Raw genomic sequence first — 14102 nt, 5'->3', positions numbered from 1 at the left:
ATGAGTATTTTAATAAATAAGGATACAAGAATTATTTGTCAAGGCTTTACGGGTTCTCAGGCCACAATGCATTGCCAACAATCCTTAGACTATGGCACTAACTTATTAGGTGGAGTTACACCAGGAAAAGGAGGTAAAATCCATTTAGGTTTACCTGTTTTTGATAGCGTTTTAGAAGCCATTAAAGAAACTTCAGCTACAGCCAGTCTTATATTTGTACCTGCACGATTTTGTAAAGCTTCAATCATAGAAGCTGCTGAATCAGGTATATCCTTAATAGTTTGTATTACTGAAGGTATACCAACCTTGGATATGTTGGAAGTAAAAGTTAGATGTGATCAACTGGGAGTAAGGTTAATAGGTCCAAATTGTCCAGGCATTATTACTCCTGGGGAAAGTAAGATGGGTATTATGCCTGCAGAAATACATCTACCAGGAAAAGTGGGGATCATTTCAAGATCAGGTACTTTGACTTATGAAGCGGTTAAACAAACCAGTGACTTAGGTTTCGGTCAAAGTTCTTGTGTTGGGATAGGAGGAGATCCTATTCCAGGATCAAGTTTTGTAGATATTCTTAAACTTTTTCAAGAAGATAGTCAGACGGAAGCTATAGTTATGGTTGGTGAGATTGGAGGTACAGCAGAAGAAGCAGCAGCCCTTTATATTAAAGATCATGTGACTAAGCCTGTAGTATCTTACATCGCAGGAGTCACAGCTCCTGCTGGTAAAAGAATGGGGCATGCCGGTGCAATTATCTCAGGCGGAAAGGGGACTGCAGAAGAAAAGTTTACTGCACTATTAGATGCTGGAGTTCACACTATTAAAAGTCCTGCAGATATTGGAAAAGGAGTTGCTGAGGCAACAGGTTGGAACTAAGATTTTATCTAGGTTTAGTTTCTTTTCTGATAATAAAACTAGAAAATTCTGATTTAATTTTTTTATCGATTAGGGTATGACCTAGAAAGTCACAAAATTTCATAACATCTCTCTCTGTTGAAGGATCAGTAGATAATAATTCTATCAAATCTCCCTCGTTAGATTCTTGAATACCTTTATGTAACATCATTATTGGTTCTGGGCAAATTAGTCCAGTTGCGTCTATCTTCATCTATAGTCTATTTTAACTGAGATATGTGGTGTAATCTCCAAGGCATTAATATAGATGCCACAAAAAGTCCTAAGGTCATTCCTATCCACATACCAGAAGCTCCAAATTTAAATGACCAGAAGTCTGTAACAGCTAGACTATAACCCATAGGTAGACCAACTACCCAGTATGCAATTACCATTATAAACATAGGTCCCAATGTATCTTTATAACCCCTTAAGCTTCCCATGGAACACATCGTTACTGCATCCGCTATTTGAAATAATGCTGCAAAAAGAAGAAGTACTACAGTAATTGAAATAATATTTGGATCTGAAGTGTATATAGTCATTACAATCCATTTAGAGCCAAATAAGAGTATTAAACAGGTTATTAAACCAAATATAACCCCAAGTTTAATTGCGGAAAAAGCAGAATATTTAGCACTCAAAAATTCTTTAGCTCCTACTTTATTCCCCACTCTAACAGCAGCTGCTAAACCAATACTTAGAGGTATCATAAAAGCTAAACTAGCTATATTGAGAGCTATGCCATGTGCTGCAATAACATCACTTCCTAATTTTCCTAGTATTAGGGAAGCGCCGCTAAACATGCTTAATTCAATAAAATTAGAAGCACCAACGGGAAGTCCTCCTTTTAATATTTCAGTGATTTTAGGGATTGAAGGCATATCAAAGCGTAAAAATAAACTACCTTTTTGATAAGATATATTTATCTTAATATAAATTAAAGTAATAATTAAAGCTGACCAAGTACCTATTGCTATAGATAAGCCAGCTCCTTTAGCTCCTAATTCAGGTAACCCAAAGTTTCCAAATATCAGGCAGTAGTTCCCAAAAACACTTATTACAAGTGTAATATAACTAATTAAAGTAATTGGGAGTGGTTTTTTGATTCCTTCGCTAAAGGATCTTAAAGGTTGCATTAGTAAGATAGCAGGAATAGCAAAAATTAAGCCACTTAAGTACTCTCTTGCAGATAAAATTACATCTTCGGCTACATTCATTGCGACTAGAATTTGTGGTGCTAAAGAAAGAATCATATAAATGATAAAGAATAAGGGTATGCATAACCAAAGAGCTTGTCTTATCAAAGGGCCTATCTCAAAGTCTTTATCTGCCCCATGAAGTTGAGCAACCATTGCTGTGACATAGAATATCATTCCTCCCAAACCTAAGAAGGTTGGAAACCAAATGCTATTTGCTATTAAAGCTCCAGCCAGACTCTGCGAAGAGTATAATCCTAATTGAATAATTGCTGAAAGACCCATTAACTGCCCAGCAAGATTTGAAAGGAACATTGGAACAGCTAATGAACTATAACTCTTAAATTCTACTATAAATTTATCAGGCAGCGAGAACCTAAATTTTAATTTTTTTAATTCTGTCTGTTCCATTGAGGTCGCGTATCTTATCATGTTATAAAGTAAGAAATTAGGGTAAAAAAAATTAGAAGAAACAATCAACCTTATTGGATTAAAAAGCTTACAGCTAAATCTGTAAGGTTTTATGTGGACCATTATTTAAAACCTCAATTTGAAAGTCTTGGACAAAGACCTGCTGTCATGGGAGCGCGGTATTTAGAATTATTTGGGACACAAATTAATGTAGGGAAATCAGCTACATTTGTTGCGACTAAAGATAGTAAAATAAGATTAACTACCTGGAACTTAGGTGATCATGATGGAAAGATAGAGGCTGGAGATTTTTGTCTATTTACCCCTGGCGTCAGGATAGCTGCAGCAAAGCATATCAAGATCGGTGATGGGTGTATGTTTGCTAATAGTTGTTATGTTTCTGATGCAGATTGGCATGGAATATATAACAGAGCAGAGCCTGTTGGTAATTCTAAACCTATAGAATTAAAGAATAATGTTTGGATAGGTGACAGAGCAATAGTGGGCAAAGGAGTAACTATAGGGGAGAATAGTATTGTTGCTGCAGGTTCAGTAGTTGTGAAAGATGTTCCTCCAAATGTCATAGTAGGAGGAAATCCAGCAAAAATTATTAAGGATTTAGACCCGACTGAAGAAGCATTTACTAGAATAGACTTATTTCAAGATCCAGAAGCTTTAGAAAATCTTTATGATTCCTTAGACCGTCTAGACTTAGGTAGTAATTCAAGCTGGAATTGGATAAAAAGTATCATTTGGCCTTCAAAGAAAAATTGAATTGAAAATGTTATAGTGACTTATTGTTTGTACATAATTATCATTTATATTTGATAATTTAAAAGTATTGCAAGGAAGAACATCAATGACTACTTATGGGGAGTCTACGGAGAAAGCTGTTAATGGAGGAGGACTTCAGGCACAAGGAGCAATTTATGGAGAAATTGTAAGTTGTGGCAGCACTAGGATGTATGCAGATAAAAGAGTAAGATCAAGGAATTAATAGATTCTCACTATTTAAAAAGTTGCCGCTAAATAGCGGCCTTTTTTTAAATAGCTTTCCTTATAGGTTCATCACTAATAAGAGTGTATTGTGATAAAAATTTTTAAAAATGGAGGGGAAATTTTGGAAACTCAAGTCAGGAGTTTGAGTTTAAAAGTTAAATTTGGTTATGGAGTTGGAGATACAGCTATATGCTTCTACTGGGGAGGAGTAGGTCTTTATCTCCTATACTTTTATACAGATGTTGTAGGTATTTCTCCTGCCCTTGCAGGAATTATATATGGTGTGGGGATGCTTTGGGATGCATTAACAGATCCATTTATGGGCTTCTTAGCAGAAAAGACAAGAACAAGATGGGGAGTCTATCGTCCCTACTTATTATTTGGAAATATTCCTTTGGCTTTGTCTTTTATTCTTCTTTTTTGGGTTCCTCCTTTTGATGGGTTCTTTTTATTTGTGGTATTAATTTTTATTAATATATTACATAGAACATTTTTTACTATTGTGAGTGTTCCTTTTTCATCACTGACTCCTAAAATAACTTCTGATAGTCAAGAAAGAACAAACCTAACAGGTTTTAGAATGCTTGGAGCCCAAACTGGAACTAATTTAATGGCTGGCTTAGCATTTCCAATAGTTTTTTGGGTTGGCATGGGAAATGAGGCTAAAGGGTTTTTGTTTATGGCAGCTATTGCAGGTTTTGTAGCAGTTATAATTCAATTTATTACTTTTTATACTGTTAAAGAGCCTCAAGAAACTGAGGAATTACAAAGGATAAATAGTAGTTTTATAAAGATCGTGAAGGCTATTGCAGTAAATAAACCCTTTTGGTTAGTTTTTAGTGCCACTCTCATAGTAGGCATGACAACTATATTTTTTGGGAACACTTTAGTCTATTTCACCAAATATTCTCTAGATCTCCATCAACATCAGGGAATTATCCTTTTTACAAGCGGCTTCATATCGTTTACTAGTATTCCTATTTGGTGGTTTATTTCAAATAGAATTGGTAAAAGATATACATGGATTATATCAATGTCTATGTCCTTATTAGCTTTTCTGACATTCTTTTTATATCCAATAAAAACTTTACAAGAACTATTGGTTTTAGTCTCTTTTATAGGTTTAGGAACGGGAGCTGGAGGAATACTCTTTTGGTCTATGTTACCGGACACAATAGAATATGGAGAAGTAAAAACTGGAGTTAGAAGCGAATCATCTTTATATGGTTTTATGACATTCGCTCAAAAAGGATCTATTGCAATGGCTATAATAATTCTCGGGATTGCTTTAAATTTTATTGGTTTCATACCTAATAGTATTCAAAGTCAAGAAACGATTGCATCTATGAAAGCAATGATGAGTTTAATCCCAGCTTTAGGTATATTGATAGGCATTATTATAATTTATTTTTATCCAATAGATTCTAAAATGCATAAAGAGCTTTTAAATAAATTATCTTCTGTAAGAGATGATTAACTGGGGCATATTAGGGACAGGTGTCATAGCAAAGGCATTTGCTCATTCTATAAAGGACGCTAAAGATTGTATATTGTATGGAGTTGCTAGCCGTTCAAGTTCTAATGCAAAGCAATTTGCTCAAGAATTTAAGTGTAATAGTTTTGAAGGCTATAAAAATTTAATAGAAGACCCTTCTGTTGATGCTATTTATATAGCTCTACCCCACAATTATCATTTTGAATTTACTTTAAGTGCTCTTAATCATAAAAAGTCTGTTTTATGTGAAAAGCCCATGACTATTAATTCAGAAGAAACCATGACACTGATTGATTTAGCAAGAAAGAATAAAACTCTTTTGATGGAAGCATTTATGTATAGAACGCATCCCCAAACCCTTAAAATTAAGGAGATTATTAAACAGGACTTTGCCAATGAACCTATAGAAATAGAGGCTTCTTTTGGCTTTGAAGCTAAGGTTTCTGTAGACCATAGGTTACTTAATCCAGATCTAGGAGGAGGATCTATATTAGATATAGGTTGTTATCCAATGTCGTTTGCAAGAATGATAGTAGGAATCCAGGAAGGTAAACTGTTTGCTAATCCATCTTCTATCGAAGCTAAAGGAACGCTTTCCCCTGAAGGGATTGATTTATTTTCTTCCGCAAACCTAGAATTTACTAATGGGTCTAAGGCATTTATCTCTTGTGCAATTAATCAAAATTTATCTAATTCAGTTCTAATTTCTAGTAGAAGTAAATCCCTCCAGATAAGTCAGCCATGGAATTGTGGAGAGTTTGAAGGAAGGCAATCTAATTTAATTTTTTCTAAAGATAATGAGTCAATAATAATAAAGATTAATGAAAATCTAGGGGTTTTTACTCATGAAATAAATCATTTTGTGAACCTAATAAAATCAGGCTTTTTAGAATCTTCTTTAGTATCACATGCTGATAGTTTAGGAAATATGAGCAACCTAGATAGATGGAGAGGCCAGCTAGGTGTAAGTTATAAAGAAGATCACCCGGAAAATAGAACTAGCAATCCCTTTTTAAAATTAAATGAAAACCCTGATCAAATAATGCCTACTTTAAAATTAAAAGGAATAGATGTAGAACCTTCTAGGCTTGTTTTTGGATGTGATAATCAGCTAAGTAGAAACCATGCATTTCATATGTTTGATCATTTCTTTTCCCTGGGAGGAAATATTTTTGATACAGCTTATATTTATAATGATGGAAAAAGCGATAATTATCTTGGTAATTGGATAAAACATAGGAATATAAGAAACAAAATTATTGTTTTAGGAAAAGGAGCGCATACTCCGTATTGCAATCCTGAGTCAATACGTCCTCAATTAGAGGAGTCCCTTTCTCGTCTCATGATAGATAGTATGGATATTTACTGTTTGCATAGGGATAACCTTGATGTTCCAGTCTCCGAATTTATAGATGCATTAAATGAGCTAAAAAATGAAGGTCTTATAAAACTAATAGGAGCATCTAACTGGAGTTTAAATAGGTTTAGGGACGCCTTAGATTATGCTCAAAGGTCGAAATTGGAACCATTCACAGTTTTGAGTAATAATTTTAGTTTAGCTAGAATGATAGAGCCAGTTTGGCCTGGATGTGAAAGTTCTTCTGATGAGAGCTTCAAGTCTTTTTTACAAGAAAAACAAATTTTTCTTCTTCCTTGGTCAAGCCAAGCAAGAGGTTTTTTCTTAGACTCTAAGGAGTTTGAATCCCAAGAGCATATTTCAAATCCCGATAAAAAAGAGCAAGAAAGAGTTTGGCATAATGAGAATAATTTAGAAAGAAGAAGAAGATGTTTTGTTTTAGCTGAACAAAAAGAAGTTGAACCAATTCAAATTGCTTTAGCTTTTTGCTTAGCGCAGTCATTCCCAACATTGCCTTTAGTCGGACCTAGGAATATTTTTGAGACCCAAAGTTCTTTTCAGTCCTTATTTATTAATTTATCCCAAGATGAAGTAGCCTGGCTTGACTTGTCTCTTAAAGAAATTTAATTTTTTTTTGAAGATCTGTTAATTTAAAGTTAGCTTGAAGCTATTTTTTGAGCCCAAGAATAATCAGGTTTTCCGCTGGGAGCTCTTTTAATCTCTTTTTGATAGAAGAATTCTTTTGGAAATTTATAATTTGCAATATATGTTTTACAGTGATTCTTTAAAAGATTTACGTCAATTTTATTATTATTTCTGGATTGTATGACTGCTACAACCTTTTGACCCCATTTACTATCTTGCTTTCCTACCACCAAACAATCAAAAACTTCGGGATAGGATTTTAAAGCAGCTTCTACTTCTTCAGGAAAGATTTTCTCTCCACCAGAATTAATAGAAACAGAGCCCCTTCCAAGAAGAGTTATCTGTCCATCTGTTTCAAATTTAGCAAAATCTCCTGGTATAGAATATTTTTCTCCATCTACTTTTATAAATGTCGATAATGATTTTTCAAGATCTTTATAGTAACCAATAGGGACATTACCAGAGCGAGCTAAGTAACCTATTGTTGAAGTGTCTTTTTCATCCAGCGGTTTTTTTGTTTCGGGGTCGAGAATGACTGAATGCTTAGGGCGAGCAAAACTTGGACCTCCACCAGAATCCTTTTTTTTGCTGCCTTTAGAGTAAATATTGAATCCTGTAGACCCGGTTTCACTAGAGCCTACACCATCAATTATCATTAGATTAGGAAGAAGCTCTAGAAATTGATCTTTGATGCTTGAACTAAAAACCGCAGCTGTACTGGTCAGAATTATTAGAGAATCTAGATTAAGCCCTTTCATTAAAACATTTTTTAGGGCATCAGCTAGAGGTCTACCCATAGCATCACCTGTAATGGTTAAATTCTGTACTTTTTCTTTAGAAATGAGACTCCATATATAATCAGCATCAAAAGATTTTTGATTATTAAAAATTAAATTCCAACCTGAAAAGAAGCTATTAAATGTTTGCCATTGTGCAGCGCCATGCATTAAAGGGGCTAAAGCTAAAGCCACTATAGGATCTGATAAACATTTCTTTGACATAGCCTCAGGAGACAGAAATTTTTCTCCTGTTAAATGATCAATGCCTCCTCCTAAAGTCATAATTACATCTTCTTGACGCCATATTACTCCCTTAGGCATACCAGTTGTTCCTCCAGTATAAATAACATATCTATCATCTGCTGTTCTGTTATATTTAACTCTTTCAGAAGAATAATCCTTTATAACCTTGGCATAGTCATGCGCCTGCAGATTGTCTTCATATTTCGTTGATGCATCATCAATTGCAATATAATATTTTAATTTTTTAGTCCTATTCTTAATTTTATTGAGAATTTTTCCAAAATGCTTTTGGTAAACTATTCCTTTAATATCAGCATTATCAACTAGGTAATTCAACTCTTCTTCAACATACCTATAATTTATATTAATGGGGACAGCTCCTATTTTAAAGGCTCCGATCATAGTTTCTATCCACTCAATACAATTGAATGCAAAGATCCCAATATGATCTTCTTTCTTTATTCCAACAGATTTCAACATAGCTGCAACTTGATTTGATCTTTTATCTAGTTCAGAAAATGTTAGCCTAGTGCTTCCTAATACGAGAGCTTCTCTATTAGGGATATTATCCACTACTGCTTCAAATATATCAGCTACATGAAATTCCATAATAGTTAGATCTTCTTTTCTTGCCCTTCCCAGTAAGGATCTTTAAGTTTTCTTTTGTATAACTTACCATTTGGATATCTAGGAAGTTCCTTTATATAGTCTATTGATTTAGGCAGCTTCATTTTTCCTAGATTTTTTTTACAAAAGTTCATTAGTTCTGAAGTAAAGTTTGAATCAGGAGTAATATCCTCTGCAGCCTGCACTACTGCCTTTATTTCTTCTCCCCACTCTTCATTAGGTATTCCAAAAACAGCAACATCTATTACTTTTGGATGCATAGAAAAAACATTTTCAATTTCTGCAGGATATATATTAGCTCCACCAGAAATATCATGTCATTTTTTCTATCACATAAAAATAAATAACCTTCCTTATTTAAATAGCCTATATCTCCAACTGTAAAATAATCTCCCCATCTACTTTCTTCAGTTTTAGCTTTGTCGCCTTTATATTCAAATTGCGCCGCACCCAATAGCATATATACTATTCCTTCTTCATTGAAGCCTAGTTCTTGTCCGTTTTCGCCCATTATTTTTATATCTGAACCAATCCACGCTTTGCCTACTGTTCCAGGATATTTTAGCCATTCCTCTGTGGAAACCATCGTTCCTCCTCCTTCTGTTGCGGCGTAGTACTCATAAATACTATTCCCCCACCATTTAATCATTGCGTTTTTGATATGCGGTGGGCAAGGAGCGGCCGCGTGGACCATTCTTTTTGTAGACGAACAGTCATATTTATTTTTAACAGCTTCAGGCAGCGCTAACAATCTATGAAATTGAGTTGGAACCATGTGACTTGTAGTTACTTGATATTTATCGATCATTTTCAACATTAATTCAGGATCAAATTTATCCATAAGAACAACTGTATGACCTAGGTGTAAAGAACTAGAAGACCAAAGAAGAGGAGCTGTATGATAAAGAGGTGATGCGCAAAGATGTACATTATCATTTCCAGGTTCTATTCCAAATAACCCTAGAAGCATTGTATACAGACTGGCGATTTCATCAGGGTCTCCATCTACCAATCCTCTTTTAACTCCTTTTGGTCTTCCTGTAGTTCCAGATGTGTAGTTCATAACACTTCCAGGATGCCTATTTTCAGGAATTTCACTAGATTGACCTTCTACTAGACTAGAAAAAGTGGTGAATCCTTGCAGTATTCCAATGCTTATTAGTTGCTCTTCTTTTAGTCCAGATTCAGAAGCAACGTCTAGACAAGTTTGAGCAAGATTTGCATTATCAGAAGACCCAAAGAATATCTTAGCTTCGCTATCTTTTAAAATATAGGCAATTTCTGGACCCGCTAAGTGCCAGTTGATTGGTACCATATAAATTCCTGATTGAGCACAAGCTAAGTTAATTGCATAATATTCAGCGCAATTAGGTAGCACTATAGCTATAGAATCTCCTTTTTTTATTCCTATAGATCTAAGTCCATGAACAACTTGATTTGATAGTTCATGAAGTTCTTTTCTAGTCCATTCTTTGCCTCTCGGGTCAACCAAAGCAAGTTTATCTGGTTCTTTTTTAGCAATATTCCAAAATCCTAATTCTGACATATATTTTTCATAGTTGTGAATGGTTCGATATAATCATAATTAAGAGGTAATGTACATGACTAAGGATTTGAAACCATCTGACTTATTATCAAGTTCTCAACTAAGTGAGATCAAACATAAGAAGGATTGGATAAACGTATTTTATTTAGCTTTAAATTGGCTGCAAGTTTTCTTATGCATGACTTTCTTTCATTTCTTTCCTTCAGTGATAACTTTAATTATATGTATCCTTATAATAGGCAGTCGGCAATTTGCTCTAGCAGTATTGATGCATGAAGGAGCCCATAATTTATTGTTCAGTAATAAAAAATATAATGATTGGTTCACGCAATGGTTTTGTGCTTTTCCAATTTTAAACGACAATCGTCCCTATAGGTCATATCATTTGTTGCATCATAGATATACTGAAACGGATAAAGATCCGGATCTTTCTTTAAGTGCTCCTTTTCCTATAAAACGTATAAGTTTTATAAGAAAAATAATCAGAGACTTAACTGGTTTAACTGGGATAAAAAGGTACAAAGAGACATTGAAGTCTATTTTTCTTGATCTAGACAATAAGACATTTAATTTTACAAAGAGTAGCTGGGATAAATTTAGAGGTTTTTTTATTACTAATTGTATTTTATTTATAATAATTTCATTTTTTTTTAATTGGGCAGTCTTTTTTTTACTTTGGTGGTTACCTTCTCTAACTTATTACAGTTTTATTATTAGGATTAGAAATATAGCAGAGCATGCTGCAACACAAAAAGGGAGTAATCTTACTAATACAAGGACTACTAGAGCTTCATATCTTTTAAGATATTTTATGGTTCCTTTAAATGTAAACTATCATTTAGAGCATCATTTATTTACCAATTGTCCTTGGTATAACCTTCCTAAAGCACATAATATGCTCAAAAAGAATGGATTTCTTGATAGGATGTGCGTAGAAGATTCTTATTACAGTGTTTTAAAGAAAGCAATTAGGGAATAAAAATTATGGATAAAAAAAATAAACAAGAAGATTTGGAATCCAGATTGAGCCCTCAGGAGTTTCATGTAACTCAGAATCAAGGAACTGAACAGGCTTTTACAGGTAAATACAATGATGAAAAGGCCATTGGTTCATATGAATGCATCTGCTGCGGAGAACCTCTATTTAGCTCCGACACTAAATATGACTCAGGGTCTGGTTGGCCTAGCTTTTGGGAGCCAATAAATCAATTCGTAGTAGAAACGGAGCAAGATAATTCTTTAGGTGCAATTCGTACAGAGGTCCATTGCAGTTCTTGCAAAGCTCATTTAGGGCATGTTTTTCCTGATGGCCCTCAACCAACTGGGCTAAGGTATTGTATAAATTCTGTTTCTCTTAATCTAAAAAAAGAAGGAGCAGAAGACTGAACCCAGAGCCTGCAAAAGTTTCTAAAGATAAAACATCTATTCGACTGTTAGTTAACAGTGGTCTAGTTAGTTTTTGGACCTTTATATCTAGAATATTAGGTTTAGGGAGAGACATAGTAATAACTGGATTATTAGGTACGGGAATTGCATTAGACGCATTTGTTGTAATCATGAAAATTCCTAGTGTCTTTAGAAGATTATTTGCTGAAGGAGCTTTTAATCAAGCTTTCGTTCCTGTTCTATCAGAATATAAAGAAAAAAAAGACAAAAAAGAAGTATCTGATCTAATAAATAGTGTTTTTAGCATTCTTAGTCTAACTCTTTTAATAGTTACTTCTTTAGCCTTGATAGCAGCTCCATTTTTTGTACTTATATTTGCTCCTGGTTTCTACTTTGAACCTTTGAAGAAGACATTAGCTATAGATATTTTACAGATTTCTTTTCCTTATTTATTATTTGTCTCTTTGGTGGCACTTTCTGGTTCTATTTTAAATACTTACGAACGTTTTTCGCTACCCGCTCTGACACCACTTTTTTACAATTTAGTTTTAATCGTATTTGGTGTTTGGATAGCTCCATATGAGGAGGTTCCTGTTTATGTATTAGCTTGGGGAGTTTTCTTTGCTGGTTGTATACAGGTACTAATTCAGATTGTACCTTTAACTAGAATGAAGCTCTTGCCTAAATTTACATTTCAATTAAACCATCCAGGCGCTAAAAGAGTAATGTTTTTAATGATTCCTGGAATAATTGCAGGTGGAGTAAGTCAGATAAATATGTTGGTAGATACAATATTAGCCTCTTTATTGCCAACTGGAAGTCCAAGTTGGTTGTATGTATCAGACAGATTGATGCAGTTACCTTTGGGAATATTTGCTATAGCAATTGGTACAGTTATTTTACCCAAGCTTTCTCTTTTGCATGCCATGGGAAGTGATGAGACTTTTTCTAAGACAATTGACTGGGGGATAAGGCTAGTTATTCTCGCTGGAGTTCCTGCAGTAATTGGATTGATTATCTTAGCTGAGCCCATAATACTGACTCTATTTGAGAGAGGACAATTTTCTTCTATTGATACTTCTCAAACAGCTTATAGTTTAATTGCTCTTGCGCTAGGTTTAATTGGTTTCATGTTAATTAAAATATTAATCCCTGGTTTTTTTGCACAACAGAAACCTAAGGTGCCAGTAAAGATTGCTTTTTTATCTATGATTTTAAATGCAGTTTTAGCTTGGTTTTTTGCTTTTTATTTAGGCTACAATCATGTAGGTTTAGCTGCAGCTAGTTCTTTTGCAGCGTTCTTTAGTGTTTTTAGTCTAATTCTTATGCTTAAGAGAGATAATGTATATAAAGCTAGTGCTGGTTGGTTTGTTTTCTTATCCAGGATAATTTTTGCTTCAATATCATTATTAATTTTATTAGATTATTTTACTGTTGATATTATTTTTTGGCGAGAATTAGAGGGTTACGAAAGGTTTATGAGATTAGGGTTTCTTTGTTTGAGTGGAGTCATAATTTATATAGGAGCATTATGGTTATCAGGCCTTAGAATAAAAGAACTAAGGAATTAATATGTATTTAATTAGAGGCATTAAAAATATAGAAGTATTTAGAAAGAATTTTTCTGACGCAAGAACCATAGCGACCATTGGTAATTTTGATGGATTGCATTTAGGCCATCAAAAAATTATTAAAACTATGCACAGGATTGCAGAGAAAGAAAATTTGCTAAAGTTAATTCTGTTTACAGAACCTCATGCAAGTGAATTTTTTGCTGAAGCAGCTAGAAAAGATTACTCAAAACCACCAAGAATATTTCCTTTACGACAAAAGATTGTAAAGATGAAAGAGATGGGAATTGATTTAAGTTTCTTTCTTAAATTTAATTCACAACTTAAAGATATGACTCCCAATGATTTTCTCAATGAAATTTTATTAAAATTAAAGATAAAAAAATTGATTATAGGAGATGATTTTAGATTTGGAGCAAATAGAGAGGGCGACTTTAATTTATTAAAAGAGTGGGGTAATAAAAATGATATAGAGGTTTTAAATACTGAGACTTTTAAGATTGATGGCGAAAGAGTGAGTAGTACAAGAATTAGAAAAGTATTAATGGAAGGAGACTTTGAATATGCATCAAAATTATTAGGACGTCCTTATAGTTACTCTGGAAAAGTTGTTTATGGTCAACAACTTGGCGGGACTATTGGAGTTCCAACAGCTAATGTTTGGTTACCAAAAAATAAATTGCCAATTTCCGGTGTTTATATTGTTAAAGGAAAACTTAAAGGAAAGGTGATTAATGGAATAGCTAACATGGGAACAAGACCAACTGTAGGTGGAGAAACGCCAGTTCTAGAAGTTCATCTTTTAGATTTCAGTCATCAAATTTATGGAGAAAATATAGAAGTAGAATTTCTTAAAAAAGTACGAGACGAGAAAAGGTTTAAAGATCTTGAATCTCTTAAAAAGCAAATATCAAAAGATATATCAGCAGCTAGAGATTATTTCGTATAAA

At 33.8% G+C, this 14102-nt stretch carries 13 protein-coding genes and 1 pseudogene; 9 read left to right on the top strand and 5 right to left on the bottom strand.

Annotated elements, in window-relative coordinates; translation table 11 throughout:
- Positions 1-876, top strand: coding sequence for a succinate--CoA ligase subunit alpha (gene sucD, locus P8J93_06525; protein MDG2061450.1), 876 nt, complete (start codon positions 1-3; stop codon positions 874-876).
- Positions 877-880: 4 nt separating this feature from the next.
- Here the strand turns inward: sucD and tusA are convergent, their stop codons facing one another.
- A complete protein-coding gene (gene tusA / locus P8J93_06520; GenBank protein ID MDG2061449.1) occupies positions 881-1108 on the bottom strand; it encodes a sulfurtransferase TusA in 228 nt (75 codons plus the stop codon).
- Positions 1109-1115: 7 nt separating this feature from the next.
- Positions 1116-2504 (bottom strand): MATE family efflux transporter, encoded by a 1389-nt coding sequence (locus P8J93_06515; GenBank protein MDG2061448.1) that lies wholly within the window; start codon positions 2502-2504, stop codon positions 1116-1118.
- A gap of 114 nt (positions 2505-2618) precedes the next feature.
- Between P8J93_06515 and P8J93_06510 the strand changes: the two genes are divergently transcribed.
- From P8J93_06510 to P8J93_06495, 4 genes are all read left to right on the top strand, one after another.
- Positions 2619-3278 (top strand): acyltransferase, encoded by a 660-nt coding sequence (locus P8J93_06510; GenBank protein MDG2061447.1) that lies wholly within the window; start codon positions 2619-2621, stop codon positions 3276-3278.
- A gap of 85 nt (positions 3279-3363) precedes the next feature.
- Complete coding sequence (locus tag P8J93_06505) at positions 3364-3501, top strand: hypothetical protein (protein ID MDG2061446.1); 138 nt, start codon at positions 3364-3366, stop codon at positions 3499-3501.
- Between the two features lie 90 nt (positions 3502-3591).
- Positions 3592-4980: a glycoside-pentoside-hexuronide (GPH):cation symporter gene (locus tag P8J93_06500; protein ID MDG2061445.1), complete on the top strand. Its 1389-nt coding sequence runs from the start codon at positions 3592-3594 to the stop codon at positions 4978-4980.
- Positions 4973-6982 carry an aldo/keto reductase gene (locus P8J93_06495; GenBank protein MDG2061444.1) on the top strand — a complete coding sequence of 670 codons (2010 nt, stop codon included), beginning with the start codon at positions 4973-4975 and terminating at the stop codon, positions 6980-6982. The genes P8J93_06500 and P8J93_06495 overlap by 8 nt, the downstream gene beginning before the upstream one ends.
- 29 nt (positions 6983-7011) lie before the next feature.
- On the opposite strand, the gene P8J93_06490 is transcribed toward P8J93_06495, so the two are convergent.
- Both P8J93_06490 and P8J93_06485 read right to left on the bottom strand, forming a co-directional pair.
- Positions 7012-8631: an acyl-CoA synthetase gene (locus P8J93_06490; protein ID MDG2061443.1), complete on the bottom strand. Its 1620-nt coding sequence runs from the start codon at positions 8629-8631 to the stop codon at positions 7012-7014.
- Positions 8632-8636: 5 nt separating this feature from the next.
- Positions 8637-10195 (bottom strand): annotated as a pseudogene (locus P8J93_06485) (acyl-CoA synthetase).
- A 55-nt stretch (positions 10196-10250) separates the two neighbouring features.
- Between P8J93_06485 and P8J93_06480 the strand changes: the two are divergent.
- Together P8J93_06480 and msrB are read left to right on the top strand one after the other, a co-directional pair.
- Positions 10251-11174 carry a fatty acid desaturase family protein gene (locus P8J93_06480; GenBank protein MDG2061442.1) on the top strand — a complete coding sequence of 308 codons (924 nt, stop codon included), beginning with the start codon at positions 10251-10253 and terminating at the stop codon, positions 11172-11174.
- Positions 11175-11179: 5 nt separating this feature from the next.
- Positions 11180-11581, top strand: coding sequence for a peptide-methionine (R)-S-oxide reductase MsrB (msrB, locus tag P8J93_06475; GenBank protein MDG2061441.1), 402 nt, complete (start codon positions 11180-11182; stop codon positions 11579-11581).
- Here the strand turns inward: msrB and P8J93_06470 are convergent.
- Positions 11550-11753 carry a hypothetical protein gene (locus P8J93_06470; protein ID MDG2061440.1) on the bottom strand — a complete coding sequence of 68 codons (204 nt, stop codon included), beginning with the start codon at positions 11751-11753 and terminating at the stop codon, positions 11550-11552. The two genes, msrB and P8J93_06470, sit on opposite strands and share 32 nt — an antisense overlap.
- On the opposite strand from P8J93_06470, the gene murJ reads away from it, so the two are divergent.
- On the top strand, positions 11674-13152 hold the full coding sequence (murJ, locus tag P8J93_06465) for a murein biosynthesis integral membrane protein MurJ (protein MDG2061439.1): 1479 nt from the start codon (positions 11674-11676) through the stop codon (positions 13150-13152). The genes P8J93_06470 and murJ overlap by 80 nt on opposite strands.
- A 1-nt stretch (position 13153) precedes the next feature.
- Positions 13154-14101, top strand: a complete 948-nt coding sequence (ribF, locus tag P8J93_06460; protein MDG2061438.1) for a bifunctional riboflavin kinase/FAD synthetase — start codon at positions 13154-13156, stop codon at positions 14099-14101.
- Position 14102: the final 1 nt, after the last annotated feature.

The organism is SAR86 cluster bacterium (genome assembly GCA_029268615.1).
In the GTDB taxonomy this organism is placed as follows: Bacteria; Pseudomonadota; Gammaproteobacteria; order Magnimaribacterales; family Magnimaribacteraceae; genus JAQWNM01.
This window is presented reverse-complemented; position numbering and strand designations above follow the sequence as displayed.

What these genes read in the sequence shown, in the direction of transcription:
- msrB (MDG2061441.1), top strand. Translation starts at nt 11,180, where the DNA reads ATGGATAAAAAAAATAAACAAGAAGATTTGGAATCCAGATTGAGCCCT.
- sucD (MDG2061450.1), top strand. Translation starts at nt 1, where the DNA reads ATGAGTATTTTAATAAATAAGGATACAAGAATTATTTGTCAAGGCTTT.
- P8J93_06490 (MDG2061443.1), bottom strand. Translation starts at nt 8,631, where the DNA reads ATGGAATTTCATGTAGCTGATATATTTGAAGCAGTAGTGGATAATATC.
- P8J93_06495 (MDG2061444.1), top strand. Translation starts at nt 4,973, where the DNA reads ATGATTAACTGGGGCATATTAGGGACAGGTGTCATAGCAAAGGCATTT.
- P8J93_06515 (MDG2061448.1), bottom strand. Translation starts at nt 2,504, where the DNA reads ATGGAACAGACAGAATTAAAAAAATTAAAATTTAGGTTCTCGCTGCCT.
- ribF (MDG2061438.1), top strand. Translation starts at nt 13,154, where the DNA reads ATGTATTTAATTAGAGGCATTAAAAATATAGAAGTATTTAGAAAGAAT.
- P8J93_06480 (MDG2061442.1), top strand. Translation starts at nt 10,251, where the DNA reads ATGACTAAGGATTTGAAACCATCTGACTTATTATCAAGTTCTCAACTA.
- P8J93_06470 (MDG2061440.1), bottom strand. Translation starts at nt 11,753, where the DNA reads ATGATTACAACAAATGCGTCTAATGCAATTCCCGTACCTAATAATCCA.
- P8J93_06505 (MDG2061446.1), top strand. Translation starts at nt 3,364, where the DNA reads ATGACTACTTATGGGGAGTCTACGGAGAAAGCTGTTAATGGAGGAGGA.
- tusA (MDG2061449.1), bottom strand. Translation starts at nt 1,108, where the DNA reads ATGAAGATAGACGCAACTGGACTAATTTGCCCAGAACCAATAATGATG.